Below are 23,649 nucleotides of genomic sequence, written 5' to 3' on the forward strand. Positions count from 1 at the left end.
CTGCCCCAGTCTTCACGCGCGCCCGCCGGCCTGTCGCCGGCCGCGCGCCAACCGAATTGCTCCGAGAATCGAAATGTCCGACGACAAACGCGCCAAGCCCGAGAAGAACAAATACCCCGTCAACCTGCTCGACACGCCCTTCCCGATGCGTGGCGACCTGCCCAAGCGCGAGCCGCAGTGGGTCAAGCAGTGGCAGGACAAGCAGATCTACAAGAAGATCCGCGCGGCGCGCAAGGGTGCGAAGAAGTTCGTGCTGCACGACGGCCCCCCGTATGCCAACGGCGATATCCATATCGGCCACGCCGTCAACAAGGTGCTCAAGGACATGATCATCAAGGCGCGCGGCCTGAACGGGCTCGACGCCGTCTACGTGCCGGGCTGGGACTGCCACGGCATGCCGATCGAGATCCAGATCGAGAAGCAGTTCGGCAAGGGCCTGCCGGTGCAGGAGGTCCAGGCCAAGGCGCGCGCGTACGCGACCGAGCAGATCAAGCGCCAGATGGTGGATTTCGAGCGCCTGGGCGTGCTGGGCGACTGGGACCACCCCTACCTGACCATGAACTACAGCAACGAGGCGGACGAGTTGCGCGCGCTCGGCAAGATCATGGAGAAGGGCTATGTGTTCCGCGGCCTGAAGCCGGTGAACTGGTGCTTCGACTGCGGCTCGGCGCTGGCCGAAGCGGAGGTCGAGTACAAGGACAAGGTCGACCTGTCTATCGACGTGGGCTTCCCGTTCGCGGAAGCCGACAAGCTCGCCCACGCGTTCAAGGTGCCGTTCGACCAGCTCGACGGCAAGGCGGGCTGGATCGTGATCTGGACCACCACGCCGTGGACCATCCCGAGCAACCAGGCGCTGAACGTGCACCCGGAGGTCGAGTACGCGCTGGTCGAGACGCCGCGCGGCTACCTGATCCTGGCCACCGAGCGGGTCGAGGAACAACTGAAGATCTACGGCCTGGAAGGCAAGGTCGTTGCCACCACCACCGGCGCGGCGCTGTCGGAGATCCGCTTCCACCATCCGCTGGCCAAGATGGACACCGGCTATGACCGCCTGTCGCCGGTCTACCTGGGCGACTATGTCACCACCGACACCGGCTCGGGCATCGTGCACTCGGCACCCGCCTACGGCGTGGAAGACTTCCAGTCGTGCAAGGCGCACGGCATGCCCGACTCGGACATCATCAGCCCGGTGATGGGCAACGGCGTCTACGCCGGCACGCTGCCGCTGTTTGGCGGGCTGTCGATCTGGGACGCCAACCCCAAGATCGTCGAAGTGCTGCAGGCCTCGGGCAACCTGTTCAACTCGCACAAGTACACCCACAGCTACATGCACTGCTGGCGCCACAAGACGCCGATCATCTACCGCGCCACCTCGCAGTGGTTCGCCGGCATGGACGTGGACCCGGCCGACAACGGCCCCAGCCTGCGCGAGACCGCGCTGGCCGGCATCGACGCGACCGAGTTCTACCCGGCCTGGGGCAAGCAGCGCCTGCACAACATGATCGCCAACCGCCCGGACTGGACGCTGTCGCGCCAGCGCCAATGGGGCGTGCCGATGGCCTTCTTTGTGCACAAGGAAACCGGTGCGCTGCACCCGCGCACGCCCGAGCTGCTGGAAGAAGTGGCCAGGCGCGTCGAACAACACGGCATCGAGGCCTGGCAGACGCTGGAACCGGCCGAGTTGCTGGGCGACGAGGCCAGCCAGTACGAGAAGAACCGCGACACGCTGGACGTGTGGTTCGACTCCGGCACCACGCACTGGACCGTGGTCCGCGGCTCGCACCGCGACGACCTGTACGACGCGACTGCCGATGAAGCCGACGGCCGCCTGGCGGACTTGTACCTGGAAGGCTCCGACCAGCACCGCGGCTGGTTCCATTCGTCGCTGCTGACCGCTTCGATGCTGTATGGCAAGCCGCCCTACAAGGCGCTGCTGACGCACGGCTTCACCGTCGACGGCGAGGGCCGCAAGATGTCCAAGTCGGTCGGCAACACCGTGGCGCCGCAGGACATCACGAACAAGATGGGCGCCGAGATCATCCGCCTGTGGGTGGCCTCGACCGACTACTCGGGCGAGCTGTCGATCTCGGACGAGATCCTCAAGCGCGTGGTGGAAAGCTACCGCCGCATCCGCAACACGCTGCGCTTCCTGCTGTCGAACCTGTCCGACTACGACCACGCGAAGCACGCGCTGCCGGCCTCCGAATGGCTGGAGATCGACCGCTACGCCGTGGCGCTGACCGATCGACTGCAGAAGGAAGTGCTGTCGCACTACGAGGCCTATGAATTCCACCCGGTGGTGGCCAAGCTGCAGACCTTCTGCTCGGAAGACCTGGGTGGCTTCTACCTGGACGTGCTGAAGGACCGCCTGTACACCACCGCGCTGGATTCGAAGGCCCGCCGCGCGGCGCAGAACGCGCTGTACCACATCACCCAGGCGATGCTGCACTGGATGGCGCCGTTCCTGTCGTTCACCGCCGAGGAAGCGTGGCAGGTGTTCGCCCACGGCACCGAGCACGCCGATACCATCTTCACCAGCACCTACTACACGGTGCCCGAAGTGGACGACGACTCCGACGACCTGCTGCAGAAGTGGCACACGTTGCGCGAAGTGCGCGCGGAAGTGACCAAGCAGCTCGAAGCGGTGCGCGTGGAAGGCGAGATCGGCTCGTCGCTGCAGGCCGAGCTGACGATCCAGGCCGGCGGCCCGGTGCTGGAAGCGCTGCAGAGCCTGGGCGACGACCTGCGCTTCGTGCTGCTGACCTCGTCGGCCAAGGTAACGCACGCGCCCGAGGCCGGCGACCTGCTGGTGACGGTGACCCCGTCGGCGCACGCCAAGTGCGAGCGCTGCTGGCATTACCGCGCCGATGTCGGCCACAACCCGGACCACCCCACCCTTTGCGGGCGCTGCGACAGCAACCTGTTCGGCGCCGGTGAACACAGGAGCCATGCCTGATGGCATCGACCACGTCCCGCTCATCCCGTTCATCCCGGCCGGCGCGCCGCGGCAGCAGCGCCGCCAGCAACACCACCCCGCTGCTGTGGCTGGCCTTCGCGCTGCTGGTGGTGGTGCTCGACCAGTTCTTCAAGATCGTCATCGTGCGCACCTTCACCTATGGTGAATCGCGCCCGGTGACGAGCTTCTTCAACCTGGTGCTGGTCTACAACAAGGGCGCGGCGTTCAGCTTCCTGGCCGATGCCGGTGGCTGGCAGCGCTGGTTCTTTACCGGGCTGGGCATCGTCGTGGGGGCGTTCATCGTGTGGCTGCTGTACCGCCACACCGGGCAGCGGCTGTTCTGCTTCGCGGTATCGCTGATCCTGGGCGGCGCGGTCGGCAACGTGATCGACCGCGTGATCTACGGCCACGTGGTCGACTTCCTGGACTTCTACGTGCGCAACTACCACTGGCCGGCCTTCAACGTGGCCGACTGCGCGATCACGGTCGGCGCGGTGCTGCTGATCGTGGATGAGTTGCGACGGGTGCGGCGGCACTGAGTGCCATCTGACCTTAGCAGGTGACGCCGGGGCCGCGAACGCGGCCCCGGCGTCATCCGCGCCCAGCCGGTATCATGCCGATTCACACCTTTTGACGAGCCTTTCCATGGATTTGCGCGGCAAGCACATCGTTCTCGGCCTGACCGGCGGCATCGCCTGCTACAAGTCGGCCGAACTGGTCCGCCTGCTGACCAAGGCCGGCGCCACCGTGCAGGTGGCGATGACCGAGGCGGCGACGCACTTCATCACGCCGGTCACGATGCAGGCGCTGTCGGGCCGCCCAGTGTTCCTGTCGCAGTGGGACGCCCGCATCGACAACAACATGGCGCATATCGACCTCTCGCGTGAGGCCGACGCCATCGTCATCGCTCCCGCCTCGACCGACTTCATGGCACGCCTGGCCAACGGCCTGTGCGACGACCTGCTGAGCACGCTGTGCATCGCGCGCGACTGCCCGCTGCTGGTGGCGCCTGCGATGAACCGCCAGATGTGGGCCGCGCCCGCCACCCAGCGCAACGCCGCACAGTTGCGCGCCGACGGCGTAATGATCCTGGGTCCCGGCAGCGGCGACCAGGCCTGCGGCGAGGTCGGCGACGGCCGCATGCTGGAGCCGGAAGAGCTGCTCGACGACATCATTGCCTTCTTCCAGCCCAAGCCACTGCAGGGCAAGCGCGTGCTGATCACCGCCGGTCCGACCTTCGAGGCGATCGACCCGGTGCGCGGCATCACCAACCTGTCATCGGGCAAGATGGGCTTCTCGATCGCGCGCGCGGCACGCGAGGCCGGCGCCGAGGTGCTGCTGGTGGCGGGCCCCACCGGCCTGCCGACACCGCGCGGCGTGGTGCGCACCGACGTGCGCAGCGCGCAGCAGATGCATGACACGGTGATCGCGCAGCTGCCCGGCGTGGACATCTTTGTCGCCGTCGCCGCCGTGGCCGACTGGCGCCCGGCCGAGGTCTCGCAGCAGAAGCTGAAGAAGGCCAACGACACCGACACGCCCACGCTGCAGTTCGTGCAGAACCCCGACATCCTCGCCACCGTCGCGGCGCGTGCCGACGCGCCCTACTGCGTCGGCTTTGCCGCCGAGAGCGAGAACCTGGAGCAGTACGGCGAGCAGAAGCGCCAGCGCAAGGGTGTGCCGCTGCTGGTCGGCAATATCGGTCACCATACCTTCGGCCTCGACGACAACGAGATCGTGCTGTTCGACGCCGCCGGCATGACGCGCTTGCCGCGCGCCGACAAGCTGTCGCTGGCGCGCCAACTGGTCGCGGCCATCGGCCAGCGCCTGCCCGGGCGCGCGCGCCCCTGATCGCGGAGGCTGCCATGTCCGGGAACAAACCACGCCTGCGTCTGTCGGTGCTCGACCAGAGCCCGGTGATCGCAGGACACACCGCACGCGATGCGCTGGCGGCCACCGTCGAGCTGGCACAGATGGCCGACGCGCTCGGCTACACCCGCTACTGGTGCGCCGAGCACCACGGCCTGCACGGCGTCTGCAACCCGGCGCCGGAAGTGATGCTGGCCCGCTTGGGCAGCGTCACGCAACGCATCCGGCTGGGCTCGGGCGGCGTGATGCTGCCCTATTACAGCCCGTTCAAGGTGGCGGAGCAGTTCCGCATGCTCGAAGGCCTGTTCCCGAACCGGATCGACCTCGGCGTGGGCCGCGCGCCCGGCGGCGACATGCGCACCGCGCAGGCGGTGGCGATGGGCCAGTACGACCGCGGCGCGCAGTTCGAGGAACAGGTGCGCGACCTGTCCATGCTGCTGCGCGGCGAAGTGCCGCCCGGCCACCTGGCCGAGGGCGTGCTGCTGCAGCCGGTGATCGACACGCAGCCGGAGCTGTGGGTGCTGGGGTCGAGCGACTACGGCGGTGCGCTGGCGGCCCGACTGGGCCTGCGCTTTGCCTTCGCACACTTCATCAACGCGCATACTGGCCACCTGGTGGCGCAGCAATACCGCAACGATTTCACGCCTGGCTACGATGCGCAGCCGTACAGCGCCGCCGCCATCTTCGTGATCTGCGCCGACACCGACGCGGAGGCCGCCGAACTGGAACGCGCGGTTGACCTGCGCCGCCTGCAGATGGCGTACGGCGTCAACGCGCCGATCCCGTCGCTGACGCAGGCCGCCGAGTTCTCGCCCACCGAGCGCGACCGCCTCGTGATCGAACGCGAACGCCCGCGCACCATCTGCGGCACGCCCGAACGCGTGGCCGCGCGCATGGAAGCCTTGCGCGAGCAGTTTGCCGCCGACGAGCTGATCGTGCTGAGCGTCACCGCCAGCTATGCGGCGCGGCTGCGCACCTACGAACTGCTGGCGCAAGCGTTTGCGCTGGACGGCGCGGCCTGAGCCGCGCGTCCGGTATCATGCGCGGCTGCCGACCTGTCTGTTGAACCGAATTCCCGAGATTGCCATGACCCAGCCACTGAACCCGACCGTCGAAATCAAGGTGCTCGACGCACGCCTGAACGAATGGGGCCTGCCCGCCTACCAGAGCGAGATGGCCGCCGCCATCGACCTGCACGCCTGCGTCGACGCGCCCGTGTCGATCGCACCGGGCACCGCCGCGCAACTGGTGCCGGCCGGCATCGCCGTGCATATGGGCAACCCGTACATGGCCGCGACCATCGTGCCGCGCTCGGGGCTGGGCCACAAGAAGGGCCTGGTGCTGGGCAACTCGATCGGCGTGATCGATGCTGACTACCAGGGGCAGATCATGGTCAGCGTGTGGAACCGCAACGCACCCGGCACCGAGCCGATCGTGATCCAGCCGGGCGAGCGCATTGCGCAGATGATGTTCGTGCCGGTACTGCGGCCGGTGTTCTCGACGGTGGAAGAATTCAGCGAGGACAGTGCGCGCGGCGCGGGCGGATTTGGCTCGACGGGCGTGCATCTCGCCAAGGCCGGCGCCTGACGCTGCGCCTCTCGCACGAGAAAAGACTGGCGCCCTCAGGGGCGCCAGTTTGCCTTTCAGCCCTGCTGCTCGAACAGCAGCGCCACGCCACTGGCCGCCTCGGCCGGCACCAGCGTCTCGCGCGGGCCCAGGTCGTGGGTCGGCACACCCTCGGCGCGCCAGCCAGCTCGCGCCGCGGCCAGGTCATCGGTGCGCAGGCGGATTGCCGCATAGCCCGGCCTGTCGCGCCGCACATAGGCGGTCCCGGTGGCAGACGCCAGCGCCTGCGGCGTGCTGACCACCAGCGTGGCGTCGTCCAACGCCAGGCTGCAGACATGCTCGCTGAGCTGCGTCAGTTCGCCGCCGGTCAGTTCCGCATAGGCCCGCGCCGCAGCATCGACCAGTGCGGGCGCCACCACCAGGAACATGGTCGCGATGCTTTGCGCGCCGTTGGCGTGCGCAGTCCACTCGGGCCGCCACAGCAGCTCCGGCGTGCGATGCTCGCAAACGAAGTAGCGCGCGCCCGGCGCATCGTCCAGCGCGGTCACGCGGAAGGTGGCGGGATGCTCGCTGCCATCGTCCAGCCGCACCGGGCGCGAGAACTCGATCGGATCCGAGGTATGCCAGCCGGACCCGCGCAGCCGTGCCGCCGTGGCAAAGGCGTCCGCGCTCTTGCACGACATCGCCGCGCAACCGCCCACGCGCGTCTGCGCATCCCAGTAGTACTGGCGGCTGGGAGTGGGCGCGGTGACGTGCAGCAGCTCGATATAGTCGCGCCGCAGCATGATGCAGTGGTTCTGCGATCCGAGCGTGTGATAGCCGCGCGGCGTCAGCGTAAAGCCGAGCCGGCGCCAGGCTTGCGCTGCGGCATCCAGGTCTGGGCACACCACTACGGCGTGGTCGAACATTTCCGGTTCCGTTGCCATCGACTTCCTTTAAGTCTCTAGCGGCGGCGCGCTTGCGCGCCGGTCGCCGTCATTCGAACTGGATATTGGCCTTGCGCGCCACCGCCTGCCATTTGTCGTGCTCGTGGCGCACCAGGTTGCCGAGCTGGGCCGGGCTGCTGCCCACGATCTCGAAGCCTTGGGCGGCCAGCGCATCGACCACGCGCGGCTGGCGCAGTGATTCCACCAGTGCGTCATGGATGCGCGCGACCGTCTCCGCCGGCAGGCCCGCCGGGCCGAACACGCCGATCCAGGAGTATGCCTCGAAGCGCTTGATGCCCTGCTCGGCCACGGTCGGCACCTGCGGCAGCTGGCGCAAACGGCTGGTACCGGTCACGCCCAGAACCTTGATGGTGCGGGCGGCCACATGCGCCTGCACTGCAGCATAGCTGCTAAAGAAGATATCGACCTCGTTGGACAGCACCGCCTGCACCGCCGGGCCACCGCCCTTGTAGGGCACGTGCAACATGTGCACGCCGGCTTCGGTCGCCAGCGCCTCGGCCGCGAGCTGGTTCAGGCTGCCGATGCCGGACGAGGCATAGCGCACGCCATCGGGCTTGGTCTTGGCCAGCGCCACCAGGTCGCGCACATTGGCCGCTGGCAGCGACGGATGCGCGGCGATCACCAGCGGGAAGCGCACCAGCTGTGAGATCGGCGCAAAATCGCGGAAGGTGTCGTAAGGCAGCTGCTTGTAGGCGAAGGGATTGATCGCGTGCGTGTCGAAGGCCATCAGCAGCGTATTGCCGTCCGCCTTCGCGCGCGCCACGGTGCTCGACGCGATCAGCCCGCCGGCGCCCGGCTTGTTGTCGACCACCACGGTCTGACCCAGCGCCGCCTTCAGGCCGGGCTGCAGCTGCCGGGCGACGATGTCGACACTCCCGCCCGGCGGGAACGGCAACACCATCGCGATCGGGCGGTTGCCCGCCGGCGCCTCGGCCGCGGTGGCGGCAGCGGCGGCATGCAACATCGGGACGGGCATGGCACCCAGCGGCAGGATCTTGAGCAGCAGGCGGCGGCGCCGCGTGCGTTCGGCAGAGGACATCGGGTATTTCAGGCGTTGGCAGCCGCAAACCCGGGCCCGACGGACACGGCCGGCGACCGCCGGGACAAAAGAAAAGGGCGGCATGACTGCCGCCCCCCTATTTTGCCCGATGATCGGCCACGTTGCAGGCAACGCGGCCGATAGCCGGCCAGGCACTTCCGCGGTCAGGCTTCGGCGCGCTGCTCTTCCGGCGCCTCTGGCGGTTCCGGCTCGATCTCGGAGAAATCGAGCTTGATCTGGTTCTGCTCGTCCAGGTCCACCACCACCTTGCCGCCCGAAACCAGCCTGCCGAACAGCAGCTCGTCGGCCAGCGCCTTGCGGATCATGTCCTGGATCAGGCGCTGCATCGGGCGCGCGCCCATCAGCGGATCGAACCCCTTGTGCGCCAGGAACTTGCGCAGCTTCTCGCTGAAGCTGGCTTCCACCTTCTTCTCGTGCAGCTGCTCTTCCAGCTGCATCAGGAACTTGTCGACCACGCGCAGGATGATTTCCTCGTCCAGCGAGCGGAAGCTGATGGTGGCATCCAGCCGGTTGCGGAATTCCGGCGTGAACATGCGCTTGATGTCGGCCATCTCGTCGCCCTGCTCGCGCGAGCCGGTGAAGCCGATGGTGGCGCGGTTCATGGTCTCCGCTCCCGCATTGGTGGTCATGATGATGATCACGTTGCGGAAGTCGGCGCGCCGGCCGTTGTTGTCGGTCAGCGAACCATGGTCCATCACCTGCAGCAGGATATTGAAGATATCCGGATGCGCCTTCTCGATTTCGTCCAGCAGCAGCACGCAGTGCGGCTTCTTGGTGACGGCCTCGGTCAGCAGGCCGCCCTGGTCGAAGCCGACATATCCCGGCGGCGCGCCGATCAGGCGGCTCACCGCGTGGCGTTCCATGTACTCGGACATGTCGAAACGCAGCAACTCGATGCCCATGATGAAGGCCAGCTGCTTGGCGACTTCGGTCTTGCCCACGCCGGTCGGACCGGAGAACAGGAACGAGCCGATCGGCTTGTCGGTCTTGCCAAGCCCGGCACGCGACATCTTGATGGCAGACGACAGCGCCTCGATCGCCGGGTCCTGGCCGAACACCACCGACTTCAGGTCGCGTTCCAGCGTCTGCAGCTTGCTGCGGTCGTCCTGGTTCACGCTCTGCGGCGGGATGCGCGCAATGCGCGAGACGATGTCCTCGATCTCGCCCTTGCCGATGGTCTTCTTCTGCTTGGACTTCGGCAGGATGCGCTGCGCCGCGCCGGCTTCGTCGATCACGTCGATCGCCTTGTCCGGCAGGTGGCGGTCGGTGATGAAGCGGGCCGACAGCTCGGCCGCGGCGGTCAGTGCCGAGGCCGCGTACTTGACGCCATGGTGCTCTTCGAAGCGCGACTTCAGGCCGCGCAGGATCTGCACGGTCTGGTCCACCGAGGGTTCGACCACGTCGATCTTCTGGAAGCGCCGCGACAGTGCCGCGTCCTTCTCGAAGATGCCGCGGTACTCGGTGAAGGTGGTCGCGCCGATGCACTTGAGCTGGCCCGACGACAGCGCCGGCTTGAGCAGGTTGCTGGCGTCCAGCGTCCCGCCCGAGGCGGCGCCCGCGCCGATCAGCGTGTGGATCTCGTCGATGAACAGGATCGCGTTGGGATTGTCCTTGAGCGACTTCAGCACGCCCTTCAGGCGCTGCTCGAAATCACCACGGTACTTGGTGCCGGCCAGCAGCGCGCCCATGTCGAGCGAGTAGACGGTAGCCTTTTCCAGGATGTCCGGCACCTCGTTCTTGGTGATGCGCCACGCCAGGCCCTCGGCGATCGCGGTCTTGCCGACGCCGGCCTCGCCCACCAGCAGCGGGTTGTTCTTGCGCCGGCGGCACAGCACCTGCACCACGCGCTCGACTTCGCTTTCGCGGCCGATCAGCGGGTCGATCTTGCCGGCCTTGGCCAGCGAGTTCAGGTTCTGGGTGTACTGCTCGAGCGGGCTTTCCTTGCCGTCGCCACCCTCGCCCTCGCCAGCCGCATCGCCATGCTTGGCGGGCTCGGACTGGTCCTTGCGGATACCGTGGCTGATGAAATTCACCACGTCCAGGCGCGTCACGCCCTGCTGCTGCAGGTAGTAGACCGCGTGCGAATCCTTCTCGCCGAAGATGGCGACCAGCACGTTGGCACCCGTCACTTCCTTCTTGCCGTTGGAAGTGGACTGGACGTGCATGATCGCGCGCTGGATCACGCGCTGGAAGCCTAGCGTGGGCTGGGTATCGACCTCGTCGGTACCCGGGACCACAGGCGTGTTGTCCGCAATGAAGTTCTTAAGGCTGGTGCGCAGGTCCTCGATATTGGCCGCGCAGGCGCGCAAGACTTCAGCTGCCGTGGGATTGTCGAGCAATGCCAGCAGCAGATGCTCCACGGTTATGAACTCGTGGCGTGCCTGCCTGGCTTCGACGAATGCCATGTGCAGGCTCACTTCCAATTCTTGCGCAATCATGCTTCCTCCATCACGCACTGCAGGGGATGCCCCGCCTGCCGCGCGTGCGTTGACACCAGCTCGACCTTTGTCGCCGCAATATCCCTGGTGTAGATACCGCAGACGCCCTTTCCTTCCCGGTGCACGGTGAGCATGATCTGCGTCGCCGTTTCCCGGTCCCTGCTGAAATACTGCTGCAGGATCATCACTACAAACTCCATCGGAGTGTAGTCGTCATTAAGCAGCACCACCTTGAACATGGCAGGCGGTTTGAGCGCCTGCTCTTTACGCTCCAGGATGGTGCCTGCTTCGCGTTGTGGGACATTCGCAAGCCGTGTAGCCATGGCTTTATTCTAACCCTTACTCGCAACTCTGCAATTTGGGGAAAAGGCGCCGGATTCAAGAGCCGGGTCGCCGGATTCCTGTGGTAAAAAGGCGCAGGCATTTACGCCGGAGCGCGCCGGAGGCATTGAAAAGCACGTCGCGGATGCCGTCGGGACAGCCCGCACGGCTTGCCTGGCGCCAGCCGTCACGGTACCACCAGGCGTCGTCCCATTCCCACCACACCCTGCGCGCAGTGGGGATTCCGCCAGCTTGACAGTATCCGGCTTTGCCAGAAGAATCGATCGCACACCTGCCACCGGCCACCGAGCCAAAGCAACAAGCCAAAGGCAGGTGATCCGTGAGCAGGGAGGCCCACGGCCCGCGGCGGCGAGTCAGCTTCGAGACTGGCCGCCACGCGATTTCACCTCGCCGCGCGTCATCGCCGGCCGCAAGTCAGTACGCGGCCGGTCATGGCGCCGCAGTTCGTGTCATCTGGCTGGCGTGGCTTCCCCGCTTTGAAATCTGCTATTTCGTTGGGGGAGTATATGGCAAGCGGTATCGTCAAATGGTTCAATGACGCCAAGGGTTTCGGGTTCATCAAGCCGGACGAGGGCGAAGAAGAACTGTTTGCGCACTTTTCGGCTATCCAGATGTCCGGCTTCAAGACGCTGAAGGAAGGTCAACGCGTCTCGTTCGAGGTGGTGCAGGGCCCTAAGGGCAAGCAAGCCACCAACATCCAGGACGCCAGCTAAAGCGCGCCGCGACCGCATCCCGGCCGTCAGAGCCGCGAGCGGTCAACCAGGGTGCGGGGGGAGCTCCCCCGGGACGGGATCGCTGCCAGCGTCCGCCTTGCCGCCACCGGCGGCCGGGCAGGCGCTGGCGCGCACCAGCAGCACGCACCGCATCCGACAGAAAGCCCGGCCTCGTGCCGGGCTTTCTGGCTTGGGGCCCTGGCCTTTGCTCCGCGCCGGTCCGCGCCGGCTCAGGCCCAGCCTTCGATCTTCAGCCCGCTGGCCTGCTCGGCCTCTTCCTTTGTGACCTTGCGCACAGTTTGGCCGAAAGTCCAGACATGGCCCTCGGGGTCCCGGGCTGTATAAGACCGGTCGCCGTAGAACTCGTCCTGCGGTTCGCGCACGATCACCGCGCCCGCCGCGCGGGCGCGCGCGCAATGCTGGTCCAGCCCTTCCTGCAGGTGCACATGCACGGTCTGCGTGTTCTTGCCGTCGACCGACGCGGGGCTGGCGGTGAAGTCCGCCCATTCGCTGCCGACCATCAGGTAGCTGTCACCGAAACGCATCTCCGAATGCACCAGCTGCCCCTTCTGGTCGCGGATCACCATGACGCGCCGGAAGCCGAAGGCGTTTTCAAGCCAGTCCAGCGCCTTCACCGGATCCTTGTAGAAGAGGGCCGCGCCAAAGGCGGTACGGCGGAAGGGATCGTCCATGTCAGTCTCCCCGGGCCCCAGGCCCGTCAGTTCAATCCCAGACGTTCTAGGCAAGGCCGGCGCCCGGCGCAAGAAGAAAACCCCGGCGCCTACCAGGCGGCGCCGGGGTTTTCCTTGGCAGGATGCCCGCCACAGCGGGAGTCCGCGCTTACATATTGTCGATCATCACCTGGCCGAAGCCGGAGCACGAGACCTGCGTCGCGCCTTCCAGCAGGCGTGCGAAATCATAGGTGACCTTTTTGGACAGGATCGACTTTTCCATCGACGCGATGATCAGGTCCGCGGCCTCGGTCCAGCCCATGTGGCGCAGCATCATTTCCGCCGACAGGATTTCCGAGCCCGGGTTGACGTAGTCCTTGCCGGCGTACTTGGGCGCGGTGCCGTGGGTGGCTTCGAACATGGCGACCGAGTCGGACATGTTGGCGCCCGGCGCGATGCCGATGCCGCCGACCTGCGCGGCCAGTGCGTCGGAGATGTAGTCGCCGTTCAGGTTCAGCGTGGCGATCACCGAATATTCAGCCGGACGCAGCAGGATCTGCTGCAGGAAGGCGTCGGCAATGGCGTCCTTGACCACGATGTCCTTGCCGGTCTTCGGGTTCTTGAACTTGCACCACGGGCCGCCGTCGATCAGCTCGGCGCCGAATTCCTTTTGCGCCAGCTCGTAGCCCCAGTCACGGAAGCCACCTTCGGTGAACTTCATGATGTTGCCCTTGTGCACCAGCGTCACCGACGGCTTGTCGTTGTCGATGGCGTACTGGATCGCCTTGCGCACCAGGCGCTCGGTGCCCTCGCGCGAGACCGGCTTGATGCCGATGCCCGAGGTCGCCGGAAAGCGGATCTTCTTCACACCCATCTCGTTCTGGAGGAAGTTGATGAGCTTTTTCGCCTGTTCGCTTTCCGCCGCCCACTCGATGCCGGCGTAGATGTCTTCCGAGTTCTCGCGGAAGATCACCATATCGGTCTTTTCCGGCTCGCGCACCGGTGAGGGCACGCCCTTGAAGTAGCGCACCGGGCGCAGGCAGACGTACAGGTCCAGCTGCTGGCGCAGCGCCACATTCAGCGAACGGATGCCGCCGCCCACCGGCGTGGTCAGCGGGCCCTTGATCGAGACCACGTAATCCTTGAGCACGTCCAGGGTTTCGTCCGGCAGCCACACGTCCGGCCCGTAGACCTTGGTCGACTTCTCGCCGGCATAGATCTCCATCCAGGCGATCTTGCGCTTGCCGCCGTAGGCCTTGTCCACGGCCGCGTCGACCACCTTGATCATCACCGGCGTGATATCGAGGCCCGTACCGTCGCCTTCGATGTAAGGAATGATCGGATTGTCCGGGACATTCAGCGAAAAGTCCTGGTTGACCGTGATCTTTTCACCGGCCGGAACCTTGATGTGTTGGTACATGACGTCTCCAGTGCGGAACGGTTGTGACTGCCGCCGGTGCGTGGCCGGGCGGCGAGATTCGGGAGATGGCGCTGGCAATTGTAGCCGGGCATCGTTGCGCGCCCGTGCTGCGCCGCACCACTTCAGCCTTGTTTCAGGCTGGTCTCAGTCTTATATAAGACACAAGACTAATTTCGTATTATGCAGCAATTTTTCATCATCCGCCAATCCTGGCGGGCCGATCCCGCCCGCTGCGGGGCACGGCTGCGGCATACTTGCGCCCCATGACCCTGATCGCCCTGAACAAGCCGTTCGGCACCATGAGCCAGTTTTCGGAACACCCGACGCGCCCGACGCTGGCCGCGTGCGTGACCGTGCCCGGCGTCTACCCCGCCGGGCGGCTCGATGCGGACAGCGAGGGACTGCTGCTGCTGACCGAGGACGGCGCGCTGCAGGCCCGCATCGCCGATCCGCGCCACAAGCTGGAGAAGACTTACCTGGCCCAGGTGGAAGGCATTGCCGACGCGGCCGCCCTCGCCCGCTTACGGGCCGGGGTTGACCTGGGCGACTTCGTGACGCAGCCGGCCACCGTGCGCGCGATCGACGCGCCCGAATGGCTGTGGCCGCGCCATCCGCCGGTGCGTTTTCGCGCCGCGATCCCGACCTCGTGGCTGGAACTGAAGATCCGCGAAGGCAAGAACCGGCAGGTCCGCCGCATGACCGCCGCGGTCGGCTTCCCGACGCTGCGGCTGGTACGGGTCGGCATCGGCCCGCTGGACCTGCGCACTCTCGGACTTGGGCCGGGGGAATCCTGCGAGGTCGATCCCGCCGTGTTGGGGCTGGGCACGCCCGCGGCGCCTCGCTCCCGTCCCGATCCCGCGCGCCGCCCCCATGTATCAACCACCAGACAGGCGAACGCCGCCAAGCGGCGTCCACGTTACAAAAGCTAACAAATCGAACGTCAACGCTGGCGACATCGGCCTCGTTCTTGTCAGGGACACGTCCAATCACGCGTCACAACTTCCGACTGTTCTTATCCTTCGAGGTAATCGTCATGAAAAAACTGATCGCTGCTCTGGTTGTTGGCCTGTTCGCCACCGGAGCCTTCGCCCAGGCTTCGGCACCCGCTGCCGCCGACGCTGCAGCGCCCGCGGCCACCAAGGAAGCACCGAAGACCGCCAAGAAGAAGACCAGCCACAAGAAGCACAGCAGCAAGAAGGCCGCCACCGCTTCGGCGCCGGCCGCGCAGTAAGCTGCGCCCCCCTGCCGGCTGTTCGCATGGCAGGGAGCGAAAAAAAGGCAGGCCGCCGCCAGGCGCCTGCCTTTTTTGTTGCACACGGCGCCCGCCAGGAAAAGCCGCGCGGCACGCATCGGCTTGGCCGGCGTGCGCTATGCTTGCGGCTGCCTTTGTCTGCGCCAGTCACTGCGCCCGTCTGCGCGCCACTTCAGACCGAACACCATGTCCTTCCTGTCCAAGACGCTGTTGTCACGCTGCTTACCTGTTGCCGGCATGCTTGCCGCGCTGAGCGCGGGGATCGCCCATGCGCAGGCCGCACTGCCCGTGGTGCCGCTCACCGCCGGCATGTACGCGATCCAGGCTGAGGTCGCCGCCACGCCGGCGGCACGCGAGCAGGGGCTGATGTACCGCAAGAGCATGGCGCCCAACGCCGGCATGCTGTTCGTGTTCGAGCAGAAAGCGGGCCACTGCTTCTGGATGCGCAATACCGAACTGCCGCTGTCGATCGCCTTCCTGGCCGACGACGGCACCATCGTCAATATCGAGGACATGGCACCGCGCAGCGAGGACAATCATTGCCCGAAGGCGGCAATCCGCTATGCACTGGAGATGAACAAGGGATGGTTCGCGCAGAAGGGCCTCAAGGCCGGCGCGAAGATCGGCGGGCTGCCGCAGCCGCGGCAGTGAGCGATGCCGGCGCGGGCGCCGGCATCGGCGTCGCGCGACTCAGTCGCGGAAGTTGTTGAAGTCCAGCGGCGCCTCGGACACGTCCTTGCGCAGCATCGCGATCACGTTCTGGAGGTCGTCGCGCTTGGTGCCCGACACGCGCACCGCGTCGCCCTGGATGCTGGCCTGCACCTTGATCTTGCTGTCCTTGATCATGCGCACGATCTTCTTGGCCAGGTCGCCGGTCACGCCCTTCTTGATCGTGATTACCTGCTTGAGCTTGTCGCCGCTGATCTTGTCGGTCTTGCCGTAGTCCAGGAAGCGCACGTCCACGTTGCGCTTGGCCATCTTGCTGATCAGCACGTCCTTGACCTGGCCCAGCTTGAAATCGTCGTCGGCAAAGGCGGTCAGTTCGTTTTCCTTTTGCTCGACCCGGGCGTCCGAGCCCTTGAAATCGAAGCGGGTCGAGATTTCCTTGTTGGCCTGCTCGACAGCGTTCTTCACCTCGACCATGTTCGCTTCGCACACTACGTCAAACGACGGCATTGCATTCTCCTTGTGATCCATATGCACGGTGGCGGCCGCTGGCAATGGCGGCACTTCCGTATAATCCAGCCTACCTCGCAGTTCCGGGTCGCCTGCACACCACCAGCGGCGGCCGCGTCACCTTTCCTCTTGCATGGCAGATTTCCACGAATTCTATCCCCTGCGTCGCCACAATACATTCGGATTCGACGCGCGCGCGCGCTTTGCAGTGCACGTGCGCAGCGAGGCCGACCTGACGGCGGCACTGGCCGATCCGCGCGCCGCCGGCCTGCCGCTGGTGGTGCTTGGCGGTGGCAGCAACGTGGTGCTGACGCGCGACCTCGAGGCACTGGTGCTGTTGATGGAAATCCCCGGCTACCAGGGGGAAGATGCCGACGACGCATGGCTGGTCACCGCCGGCGCGGGCGAGAACTGGAACGCGCTGGTCAACCGCACCATCGCCGACGGCATGCCCGGCCTGGAAAACCTGGCGCTGATCCCCGGCACCGCGGGCGCCGCGCCGATCCAGAACATCGGCGCCTACGGGGTCGAGCTGCGCGAGCGCTTCGAAGGCGTACGCGCCTATGACCGCCACACCGGCGCATTCGTGTGGCTGGACCTGCGGGCCTGTGGCTTCGGCTACCGCGACAGCCTGTTCAAGCGCGTCGGCGCCAGCCGCTACATCATCACGGCGGTGACGCTGCGCCTGCGCAAGGCATGGCAGCCGGTGCTGTCGTATGGGGAACTGGCGCGCGAGCTCGACGGACAGGCCGCGCCCGATGCGGCCATGGTGCGCGACGCCGTGGTCGCGATCCGCTCGCGCAAGCTGCCCGACCCCGCGCAAGTCGGCAATGCCGGCAGCTTCTTCAAGAACCCGCTGGTCAGCGCGGCACAGCGCGATGCCCTGTTGCAGGCCCATCCGGACCTGGTCAGCTACGCGCAGCTGGACGGGAGCTACAAGCTGGCTGCTGGCTGGCTGATCGACCGCTGCGGCTTCAAGGGCGTCAGCGACGGCCCGGTCGGTGTCTACGGCAAGCAGGCCCTGGTGCTGGTGCACCACGGCGGCGGTACCGGCGCGATGCTGCTGGCGCTGGCCAATCGCATCGCCGATACCGTCGAGGCCCGTTTCGGCGTACGCATCGAGCCCGAGCCGGTAGTGCTCTGAAGCGCCGCGGCTTCGGCGATCAGTCGCGCGGTCAGGCGCTCAGTCAGAGTCAGGCGAAGTGGCAGACGTAGTCCAGCGTCTCCTGCACCTCGATATCGAAGCTGCTGTTGCCCGGCACGCTGAACTGCTGGCCGGCGCCATAGGTCTGCCAGTCTTCCGAACCGGCCAGGCGCACGCGGCAGGTGCCGGCGTTGATTTCCATGATTTCCGGCGCGCCGGTATTGAAGGTCAGCGCGGCCGGGAAGATCACGCCCAGCGTCTTGCGGGTGCCGTCCGGGAACAGCACAGTGTGGCTCACGCACTTGCCGTCGAAATACAGGTTGGCTTTCTTGACGACCGACACGTTGTCGAACTGGCTCATTTCCATCTCCTGGCTTTGTCTTAAGACGTAAAAAGAGGGGCCATCGCGGCCCCTCCCCTGTTCACCCCGCGCGCGCTCAGTAGCGGCCGCAGAGCAGGTATTCCATCAGCGCCTTCTGCACGTGCAGGCGGTTCTCCGCCTCGTCCCAGACCACGCTCTTGGGGCCGTCGATCACGGCGGCCTCGACTTCCTCGCCGCGGTGCGCTGGCAGGCAGTGCATGAAGAGCGCGTCGGGCTCGGCGCGGTCCATCATCGCGGTGGTGACCATCCAGTCCTTGAAAGCGCGCTTGCGGGCGTCGTTCTCCGCCTCGAAGCCCATGCTGGTCCAGACATCGGTGGTGACCAGGCTCGCGCCCTGGCAGGCGGCGAGCGGATCGTCAAAGACCTTGACCAGCCCGGCGGCGGACGCCGGCACCATGGCCGGATCGAGCTGGTAGCCCGGCGGCGCCGAGAAATGGAAGGTGAAGCCCAGCCGTTCGGCCGCCTGGATCCAGGTGTAGGCCATGTTGTTGGCATCGCCGATCCACGCCACGGTCTTGCCGCGGATGCTGCCACGCTGCTCGATATAGGTGAAGATGTCGGCCAGCACCTGGCACGGGTGGTATTCGTTGGTCAGGCCATTGATCACCGGCACGCGCGAATGCGCGGCAAAGCGGTCGATGATGTCCTGGCCGAAGGTGCGGATCATGATGATGTCGACCATGCGCGAGATCACCTGCGCCGCATCCTCGATCGGCTCGCCGCGGCCCAGTTGCGAGTCGCGCGTGTTCAGGAACACAGCATGACCGCCGAGCTGGTGGATGCCGGCCTCGAACGACAGGCGCGTACGCGTGGAATTCTTCTCGAAGATCATGGCCAGCGTGCGGTCGTGCAGCGGGTGCCAGGTCTCGTAGTTCTTGAACTTGGCCTTCAGGATCCGCGCGCGATCCAGCAGGTACTCGTACTCGTCGGGAGTGAAGTCGCTGAACTGGAGGTAATGCTTGATCGGGGTTGAGCTCATAAAACAAAGAAGGCGGCTCGGTGGGGACGCGCCGTCATGAAGTGTTCATGACCCAAGCGCGCCGCGGAGCCGCCTTTTCGCGTCGCATACGCAATTTAACTGCAGGAATCATAAGGGATTATTTCTGCTTTGGCGAGCCCGGGACAACCCGCCCCGATTGACGCGCCCCGCTCGTTGACAGGTTCCTGACAGGATTTCGCCCTTATGCGCAACTCTTATATAAGATATAATACCTGCTGATTCACGCGGGGCCCGGCATACCCATGCCGCTGCCCGCCGCCGGCATCAAAAGTGCCCCCGCAGAGACCGACGCCCCGCCTTCCCGGCTGGAAAAAGCGCGAACCAAACGCGCACCGGCCGCGTCAAACGGGCGCCCGTTCCGCGGGTTTACCGTCGAGTCTTCAGCCCCACCCGCAGTCTCCAGCCTCATGAACCCCAACGTTCGCGAATACTTTATCCAAGGCATTACCAAGGAAGGCAAGACCTTCCGCCCGAGCGACTGGGCTGAACGGCTGTGCGGCGTGATGGCGCAGTTCCGCCCCGAGGGCGACACCGGCGATCCCCGCCTGACCTACTCCCCCTATGTGCGCCCGATCTTCGCCGGCAACGTCAAGTGCGTGGTGGTGGATGCGCGACTGCGCGACATTGAACCCAAGGCGCTGGACTTCGTGCTGAATTTCGCGCGCGACAACAACCTGCAGATGGTCGAGGCCTGCTCGCTGGAATAAGCAGCACAGCGGAGCAACAGAAAAACAAAAAAGCTCGTCGGATGACGAGCTTTTTTGTTGACTGATGCCTGGGCACCCGCCGGTGCTGGACCGCCTCAGCGGCCCGGAGCAGCTATCAGACAGCCATGGCCTTGATGGCAGCCGACAGGCGCGACTTGTGACGGGCGGCCTTGTTCTTGTGCACGATCTTCTTGTCGGCGATGCTGTCGATCACGGCTTGCGAGTTCTTGAAGATCTCGGCAGCAGCAGCCTTGTCGCCGGCGTCAATGGCCTTGCGGACCGCCTTGACGGCGGTGCGCAGACGCGAGCGCAGGCTGGAGTTGTGAGCGTTCTGTGCAACGGCCTGGCGGGCGCGCTTGCGAGCTTGTGCGGAATTTGCCATTTCGAAAATATCCTGAATTCAGATGCGTGCCGCGGGGGACACAACAATTAAGTCATATCGAGCGACCCGGGATGCACTGACACACGAATCCGGAACGCAACTGTCCTTGTGAATCGGCAATTATACACAGATGCTGACGCGCCACGCAACACCGCCGAGACTTTGCCGCCTCAGGGCGGGCCGGGCGTCGGACCGATCCGTATAATATGCGCCACATCACGCCGGTGCGCGTGGCGCGCGGGCAACTTTGCCGCCCGGCGCGCGTCTGAGAGGCGTCCGCGGCGCCTGACGCGCGGCGCTGCCGCCCTTCTCGGCCCGCCTGCGCCCGACCGGGGCCTGCACCGATCCACCCGTCCCGCATCGACCCTCACCTTGAACCTGCTCAAAGCGCTCGCCACCATCAGCAGCCTGACGATGCTCTCGCGCATCACCGGCCTCGTGCGCGAGATCCTGATCGCCCGCGCCTTCGGCGCGTCGGAGATGACCGACGCGTTCAACGTGGCCTTCCGCATCCCCAACCTGCTGCGCCGCATCTTCGGCGAAGGCGCATTCTCGCAGGCCTTCGTGCCGATCCTGGGCGAGTATCACGCCAAGCGCGGCGACGCGCCGACCAAGGCGCTGATCGACTCGGTCGCCACGGTCATGACCTGGGTGCTGATGGGCGTGTCCCTGCTCGGCGTGATCGGGGCGCCGCTGGTGATGACGGTGGTGGCCACGGGCTTCCGCGGGCAAAGCGAGACCTATACCGCCGCGGTGTTCATGACGCGAGTGATGTTCCCCTATATCGGGCTGATCTCGCTGGTGGCGCTGGCCTCGGGCATCCTCAACACCTGGCGCAAGTTCGCCGTACCGGCGTTCACGCCGGTGCTGCTGAACCTGTGCCTGATCGTCGCGGCGCTGTTCGTCGGCCCGCATATGGACCAGCCCATCTACGCGCAGGCCTGGGGCGTACTGATCGGCGGCGTGCTGCAGCTGGCGATCCAGGTGCCGGCGCTGCGGCGCCTGGGCGTGATGCCGCGCCTTGGCTTCAACCTGCGCGCGGCCTGGTCGGACGAAGGCGTGCGCCGCATTCTGCGCCAGATGGGGCCGGCGCTGCTGGCGGTGTCGGTAGCGCAGGTGAGCCAGATCATCAACACCAATATCGCCTCGCGGCTGGTGGCGGGCAGCGTCTCTTACCTGACGTATGCCGATCGCCTGATGGAGTTCCCGACCGCACTTCTAGGCGTAGCGTTGGGCACGATCCTGCTGCCCAGCCTGTCCAAAGCGAACGCGAGCGGGGATCACGCCGAGTACTCCGGCCTGCTCGACTGGGGCCTGCGGCTGACCTTCCTGCTGGCGGTGCCGTGCGCGGTGGGGCTGTTCGTGTTCGGCGCGCCGCTGACGGCGGTGCTGTTCAATTACGGCAAGTTCGACGCGCACGCGGTCGAGATGACGCGCCAGGCGCTGGTGTCGTATGGCACCGGCCTGCTCGGGCTGATCGCCATCAAGATCCTGGCGCCGGGCTTCTATGCGCGCCAGGACATCCGCACGCCGGTCAAGATCGCGGTGCTGGTGCTGGTCGTCACGCAGGCGTGCAACGTTGCGTTTGTGCCGTGGATCGGCCACGCGGGCCTGGCGCTGTCGATCAGTGCCGGCGCCACCCTCAACGCGCTGCTGCTGTTCTTCGGGCTGCGCCGGCGCGGCCTGTACAAGCCGGCGCCGGGCTGGTGGCTGTTCCTGGCGCAGCTTACGACCTCGGTGCTGCTGCTGTCCGGCATGCTGCTCTGGTTCACGCGCAACTTCGACTGGATCGGCCTGGGCGCCACGCCGCTCTTGCGCATCGCGCTGCTGGCTTCCTGCCTGGTACTTGCAGCGGTGGTCTACTTCGGTACACTGTGGCTCATGGGACTTCGCTTCTCCGCCTTCAGGCGGCGCGCCGGCTAGCCGTGGTGACCCACGCTGCGCGCGGCACCGACGGCTGCACCGGGAAACCGATATGACTTCCACCAAAGTCCTGGATTACTTCGCCAGCCTCGTGGCGGACGAGAACGGCATCCCGCTGACCGAAACCGCGCTGTCCATCGCGCAGGACGCCTACCCCGACCTGGACCTGCAGGCCGAGCTGGCGGCGCTGGACGTGCTGGCGCTGCGCCTGAAACGCCGGATCGCCGAAGGCACCCCCGCGATCCAGCGGCTGCGCCTGCTGAACCATTTCTTCTATCGCGACCTGGGCTTCGGCCCGAACGCGAACGACTACTACGATCCCGACAACTCCTACCTGAACGTGGTGGTGCGCCAGCGGCGCGGCATCCCGATCTCGCTCGCGGTCCTCTTTATTGAGCTGGGCCAGCAGATCGGCCTGCCGCTCAAGGGGGTGTCGTTCCCCAACCACTTCCTGCTGCGCATGACGATCCCGGCCGGCGAAGTGGTGCTGGACCCTCTTACCGGGGAAACCCTGTCGAAGGAACAACTGCAGGAAATGCTGGATCCGTACCTGGAGCGCGAGGGCATCACCGATGCCAGCCAGGTACCGCTGGGCCTGTTCCTGCGCGCGGCCAGCCACCGCGAGATCGTCGCGCGCATGCTGCGCAACCTGAAGGCGATCTACCTGCAGGAGTCGCGCTGGCAGCGGTTGCTGGCAGTGCAGAACCGACTGGTGATCCTGCTGCCGGGATCGATCGAGGAAGTGCGCGACCGGGGGTTGGCGTACGCCAACCTGGAGTGCTTCCGTCCCGCGCTGGCCGACCTGGAAGCCTATGTCCTGGCCCGGCCGGATGCGGCCGATATCGGCCAGATCCGCGAGCGCATGCCCGCGCTGCGGATGATGAGCCGCAGCCTCAACTGAAGAGGCCGCGGCAAGACGGCAACGGTCTCAGCGCTCGACGCGCGAAGGCCGGCGGCGATTGCCGCGCACCAGCTTCCACAGCCCGCCCAGCACCAGCGGCACCACTGCCGCGCCGATGCCGGCCAGCACGATCAGGTTCAGGTACTGGCGGATAAACGGCAGGTTGCCGAAGAAGTAGCCGGCGAACACCAGGCCCACCACCCAGGCCACGGCGCCGACCACGTTGAACATCTGGAAGCGCGCAAAGGTCATCTGCGACACCCCCGCCACGAACGGCGCGAAGGTACGCACGATCGGCACGAAGCGCGCGAGCACCAGCGTCTTGCCACCATGCCGCTCGTAGAAATCATGGGTGCGGCGCAGCGCATCCTGGTCCAGGAAGCGCCACTGGTGCTCGAACACCTTGGGGCCGATCCAGCTCCCCACCATGTAGTTGACGGTATTGCCCGTGATCGCGGCCGTCAGCAGCAGGCCGATCAGCGCCCACTCGTTCATCGCGCCGGTTGCACAGAAGGCGCCCGCGATAAACAGCAGCGAGTCGCCCGGCAGGAACGGCACCACCACCAGCCCGGTTTCCGCGAACACGATCAGGAAAAGGATGGCATAGACCCAGTGGCCGTACTGGTCGATGACCGTGCCCAGGTATTTGTCGACGTGCACCAGCATGTCGATGAGCTGCAAAGCGAGATCCAAGTCGTTCCCCGTTATGTTGGTTAGTGTGGCCGATTCCTTGGCCTGAATCATACAAGAGCCGCCACGCGGATCCGCCACCTTTGGCACCCCTGCGCCACCGACTCTGCGCG

General features: G+C 66.0%; 24 protein-coding genes. 13 read left to right on the top strand and 11 right to left on the bottom strand.

Annotated elements, in window-relative coordinates; genetic code table 11:
• Positions 1–73: 73 nt before the first annotated feature.
• The 5 genes from ileS to dut all read left to right on the top strand — a co-directional run bounded on the left by ileS (position 74) and on the right by dut (position 6,409).
• A complete protein-coding gene (gene ileS, locus AC10V3_RS16985; RefSeq protein WP_349606292.1) occupies positions 74–2,956 on the top strand; it encodes an isoleucine--tRNA ligase in 2,883 nt (960 codons plus the stop codon).
• Positions 2,956–3,495, top strand: a complete 540-nt coding sequence (gene lspA / locus AC10V3_RS16990; RefSeq protein ID WP_022536471.1) for a signal peptidase II — start codon at positions 2,956–2,958, stop codon at positions 3,493–3,495. The genes ileS and lspA overlap by 1 nt, the downstream gene beginning before the upstream one ends.
• Before the next feature lie 106 nt (positions 3,496–3,601).
• On the top strand, positions 3,602–4,804 hold the full coding sequence (coaBC, locus tag AC10V3_RS16995; protein WP_349606293.1) for a bifunctional phosphopantothenoylcysteine decarboxylase/phosphopantothenate--cysteine ligase CoaBC: 1,203 nt from the start codon (positions 3,602–3,604) through the stop codon (positions 4,802–4,804).
• 14 nt (positions 4,805–4,818) lie between these two features.
• On the top strand, positions 4,819–5,844 hold the full coding sequence (locus AC10V3_RS17000; protein ID WP_022536473.1) for an LLM class flavin-dependent oxidoreductase: 1,026 nt from the start codon (positions 4,819–4,821) through the stop codon (positions 5,842–5,844).
• A 64-nt stretch (positions 5,845–5,908) separates the two neighbouring features.
• Entirely contained in the window at positions 5,909–6,409 is a 501-nt protein-coding gene (gene dut / locus AC10V3_RS17005; RefSeq protein ID WP_349606294.1) for a dUTP diphosphatase, read from the top strand.
• 56 nt (positions 6,410–6,465) lie between these two features.
• Here the strand turns inward: dut and AC10V3_RS17010 are convergent, their stop codons facing one another.
• The 4 genes from AC10V3_RS17010 to clpS all read right to left on the bottom strand — a co-directional run bounded on the left by AC10V3_RS17010 (position 6,466) and on the right by clpS (position 11,156).
• On the bottom strand, positions 6,466–7,314 hold the full coding sequence (locus AC10V3_RS17010; RefSeq protein ID WP_022536475.1) for a VOC family protein: 849 nt from the start codon (positions 7,312–7,314) through the stop codon (positions 6,466–6,468).
• A 49-nt stretch (positions 7,315–7,363) separates the two neighbouring features.
• Positions 7,364–8,374 (bottom strand): tripartite tricarboxylate transporter substrate binding protein, encoded by a 1,011-nt coding sequence (locus AC10V3_RS17015; RefSeq protein ID WP_022536476.1) that lies wholly within the window; start codon positions 8,372–8,374, stop codon positions 7,364–7,366.
• A 164-nt stretch (positions 8,375–8,538) separates the two neighbouring features.
• Complete coding sequence (clpA, locus tag AC10V3_RS17020) at positions 8,539–10,833, bottom strand: ATP-dependent Clp protease ATP-binding subunit ClpA (RefSeq protein WP_022536477.1); 2,295 nt, start codon at positions 10,831–10,833, stop codon at positions 8,539–8,541.
• Positions 10,830–11,156 carry an ATP-dependent Clp protease adapter ClpS gene (clpS, locus tag AC10V3_RS17025; RefSeq protein WP_010814998.1) on the bottom strand — a complete coding sequence of 109 codons (327 nt, stop codon included), beginning with the start codon at positions 11,154–11,156 and terminating at the stop codon, positions 10,830–10,832. Before clpS ends, clpA begins: the two co-directional genes overlap by 4 nt.
• A gap of 525 nt (positions 11,157–11,681) precedes the next feature.
• Between clpS and AC10V3_RS17030 the strand changes: the two genes are divergently transcribed.
• Entirely contained in the window at positions 11,682–11,888 is a 207-nt protein-coding gene (locus AC10V3_RS17030) for a cold-shock protein (RefSeq protein ID WP_010814999.1), read from the top strand.
• A gap of 230 nt (positions 11,889–12,118) precedes the next feature.
• Here AC10V3_RS17030 and AC10V3_RS17035 read toward each other — a convergent pair whose 3' ends face one another.
• Both AC10V3_RS17035 and icd read right to left on the bottom strand, forming a co-directional pair.
• Positions 12,119–12,580 (bottom strand): VOC family protein, encoded by a 462-nt coding sequence (locus AC10V3_RS17035; RefSeq protein ID WP_349606299.1) that lies wholly within the window; start codon positions 12,578–12,580, stop codon positions 12,119–12,121.
• A gap of 148 nt (positions 12,581–12,728) precedes the next feature.
• Positions 12,729–13,979, bottom strand: coding sequence for an NADP-dependent isocitrate dehydrogenase (gene icd, locus AC10V3_RS17040; protein WP_490922651.1), 1,251 nt, complete (start codon positions 13,977–13,979; stop codon positions 12,729–12,731).
• A gap of 263 nt (positions 13,980–14,242) precedes the next feature.
• Here icd and AC10V3_RS17045 point away from each other — a divergent pair, with 263 nt between their 5' ends.
• From AC10V3_RS17045 to AC10V3_RS17055, 3 genes are all read left to right on the top strand, one after another.
• Entirely contained in the window at positions 14,243–14,908 is a 666-nt protein-coding gene (locus AC10V3_RS17045; RefSeq protein WP_022536481.1) for a pseudouridine synthase, read from the top strand.
• A gap of 104 nt (positions 14,909–15,012) precedes the next feature.
• On the top strand, positions 15,013–15,210 hold the full coding sequence (locus AC10V3_RS17050) for a hypothetical protein (protein ID WP_349606302.1): 198 nt from the start codon (positions 15,013–15,015) through the stop codon (positions 15,208–15,210).
• A gap of 207 nt (positions 15,211–15,417) precedes the next feature.
• Positions 15,418–15,882, top strand: coding sequence for a DUF192 domain-containing protein (locus tag AC10V3_RS17055; protein WP_041681146.1), 465 nt, complete (start codon positions 15,418–15,420; stop codon positions 15,880–15,882).
• Positions 15,883–15,921: 39 nt separating this feature from the next.
• Here the strand turns inward: AC10V3_RS17055 and AC10V3_RS17060 are convergent, their stop codons facing one another.
• The gene (locus AC10V3_RS17060; protein ID WP_022536484.1) at positions 15,922–16,407 is read right to left on the bottom strand and encodes a YajQ family cyclic di-GMP-binding protein; all 486 of its coding nucleotides are present in this window, start codon (positions 16,405–16,407) and stop codon (positions 15,922–15,924) included.
• A gap of 133 nt (positions 16,408–16,540) precedes the next feature.
• Between AC10V3_RS17060 and murB the strand changes: the two genes are divergently transcribed.
• Positions 16,541–17,551, top strand: a complete 1,011-nt coding sequence (gene murB / locus AC10V3_RS17065; protein WP_490922653.1) for a UDP-N-acetylmuramate dehydrogenase — start codon at positions 16,541–16,543, stop codon at positions 17,549–17,551.
• A 49-nt stretch (positions 17,552–17,600) separates the two neighbouring features.
• Here murB and ppnP read toward each other — a convergent pair whose 3' ends face one another.
• Positions 17,601–17,912, bottom strand: coding sequence for a pyrimidine/purine nucleoside phosphorylase (gene ppnP / locus AC10V3_RS17070; RefSeq protein ID WP_010815007.1), 312 nt, complete (start codon positions 17,910–17,912; stop codon positions 17,601–17,603).
• Positions 17,913–17,988: 76 nt separating this feature from the next.
• Positions 17,989–18,912, bottom strand: coding sequence for an ornithine carbamoyltransferase (gene argF, locus AC10V3_RS17075; RefSeq protein ID WP_022536487.1), 924 nt, complete (start codon positions 18,910–18,912; stop codon positions 17,989–17,991).
• Positions 18,913–19,340: 428 nt separating this feature from the next.
• Between argF and AC10V3_RS17080 the strand changes: the two genes are divergently transcribed.
• On the top strand, positions 19,341–19,640 hold the full coding sequence (locus AC10V3_RS17080) for a DUF3579 domain-containing protein (protein ID WP_041681147.1): 300 nt from the start codon (positions 19,341–19,343) through the stop codon (positions 19,638–19,640).
• Positions 19,641–19,755: 115 nt separating this feature from the next.
• On the opposite strand, the gene rpsT is transcribed toward AC10V3_RS17080, so the two are convergent.
• Positions 19,756–20,022, bottom strand: coding sequence for a 30S ribosomal protein S20 (gene rpsT, locus AC10V3_RS17085; protein ID WP_022536489.1), 267 nt, complete (start codon positions 20,020–20,022; stop codon positions 19,756–19,758).
• A gap of 372 nt (positions 20,023–20,394) precedes the next feature.
• Here rpsT and murJ point away from each other — a divergent pair, with 372 nt between their 5' ends.
• Entirely contained in the window at positions 20,395–21,945 is a 1,551-nt protein-coding gene (gene murJ / locus AC10V3_RS17090; protein WP_041681148.1) for a murein biosynthesis integral membrane protein MurJ, read from the top strand.
• A 52-nt stretch (positions 21,946–21,997) separates the two neighbouring features.
• Positions 21,998–22,846, top strand: a complete 849-nt coding sequence (locus AC10V3_RS17095; RefSeq protein ID WP_022536491.1) for a SirB1 family protein — start codon at positions 21,998–22,000, stop codon at positions 22,844–22,846.
• A gap of 27 nt (positions 22,847–22,873) precedes the next feature.
• On the opposite strand, the gene AC10V3_RS17100 is transcribed toward AC10V3_RS17095, so the two are convergent.
• Positions 22,874–23,527, bottom strand: coding sequence for a VTT domain-containing protein (locus tag AC10V3_RS17100; RefSeq protein WP_349606335.1), 654 nt, complete (start codon positions 23,525–23,527; stop codon positions 22,874–22,876).
• Positions 23,528–23,649: the final 122 nt, after the last annotated feature.

The sequence above is a fragment of the Cupriavidus sp. PB-02 genome (assembly GCF_058252315.1).

What these genes read in the sequence shown, in the direction of transcription:
- ileS (WP_349606292.1), top strand. Translation starts at nt 74, where the DNA reads ATGTCCGACGACAAACGCGCCAAGCCCGAGAAGAACAAATACCCCGTC.
- lspA (WP_022536471.1), top strand. Translation starts at nt 2,956, where the DNA reads ATGGCATCGACCACGTCCCGCTCATCCCGTTCATCCCGGCCGGCGCGC.
- coaBC (WP_349606293.1), top strand. Translation starts at nt 3,602, where the DNA reads ATGGATTTGCGCGGCAAGCACATCGTTCTCGGCCTGACCGGCGGCATC.
- AC10V3_RS17000 (WP_022536473.1), top strand. Translation starts at nt 4,819, where the DNA reads ATGTCCGGGAACAAACCACGCCTGCGTCTGTCGGTGCTCGACCAGAGC.
- dut (WP_349606294.1), top strand. Translation starts at nt 5,909, where the DNA reads ATGACCCAGCCACTGAACCCGACCGTCGAAATCAAGGTGCTCGACGCA.
- AC10V3_RS17010 (WP_022536475.1), bottom strand. Translation starts at nt 7,314, where the DNA reads ATGGCAACGGAACCGGAAATGTTCGACCACGCCGTAGTGGTGTGCCCA.
- AC10V3_RS17015 (WP_022536476.1), bottom strand. Translation starts at nt 8,374, where the DNA reads ATGTCCTCTGCCGAACGCACGCGGCGCCGCCGCCTGCTGCTCAAGATC.
- clpA (WP_022536477.1), bottom strand. Translation starts at nt 10,833, where the DNA reads ATGATTGCGCAAGAATTGGAAGTGAGCCTGCACATGGCATTCGTCGAA.
- clpS (WP_010814998.1), bottom strand. Translation starts at nt 11,156, where the DNA reads ATGGCTACACGGCTTGCGAATGTCCCACAACGCGAAGCAGGCACCATC.
- AC10V3_RS17030 (WP_010814999.1), top strand. Translation starts at nt 11,682, where the DNA reads ATGGCAAGCGGTATCGTCAAATGGTTCAATGACGCCAAGGGTTTCGGG.
- AC10V3_RS17035 (WP_349606299.1), bottom strand. Translation starts at nt 12,580, where the DNA reads ATGGACGATCCCTTCCGCCGTACCGCCTTTGGCGCGGCCCTCTTCTAC.
- icd (WP_490922651.1), bottom strand. Translation starts at nt 13,979, where the DNA reads ATGTACCAACACATCAAGGTTCCGGCCGGTGAAAAGATCACGGTCAAC.
- AC10V3_RS17045 (WP_022536481.1), top strand. Translation starts at nt 14,243, where the DNA reads ATGACCCTGATCGCCCTGAACAAGCCGTTCGGCACCATGAGCCAGTTT.
- AC10V3_RS17050 (WP_349606302.1), top strand. Translation starts at nt 15,013, where the DNA reads ATGAAAAAACTGATCGCTGCTCTGGTTGTTGGCCTGTTCGCCACCGGA.
- AC10V3_RS17055 (WP_041681146.1), top strand. Translation starts at nt 15,418, where the DNA reads ATGTCCTTCCTGTCCAAGACGCTGTTGTCACGCTGCTTACCTGTTGCC.
- AC10V3_RS17060 (WP_022536484.1), bottom strand. Translation starts at nt 16,407, where the DNA reads ATGCCGTCGTTTGACGTAGTGTGCGAAGCGAACATGGTCGAGGTGAAG.
- murB (WP_490922653.1), top strand. Translation starts at nt 16,541, where the DNA reads ATGGCAGATTTCCACGAATTCTATCCCCTGCGTCGCCACAATACATTC.
- ppnP (WP_010815007.1), bottom strand. Translation starts at nt 17,912, where the DNA reads ATGAGCCAGTTCGACAACGTGTCGGTCGTCAAGAAAGCCAACCTGTAT.
- argF (WP_022536487.1), bottom strand. Translation starts at nt 18,912, where the DNA reads ATGAGCTCAACCCCGATCAAGCATTACCTCCAGTTCAGCGACTTCACT.
- AC10V3_RS17080 (WP_041681147.1), top strand. Translation starts at nt 19,341, where the DNA reads ATGAACCCCAACGTTCGCGAATACTTTATCCAAGGCATTACCAAGGAA.
- rpsT (WP_022536489.1), bottom strand. Translation starts at nt 20,022, where the DNA reads ATGGCAAATTCCGCACAAGCTCGCAAGCGCGCCCGCCAGGCCGTTGCA.
- AC10V3_RS17095 (WP_022536491.1), top strand. Translation starts at nt 21,998, where the DNA reads ATGACTTCCACCAAAGTCCTGGATTACTTCGCCAGCCTCGTGGCGGAC.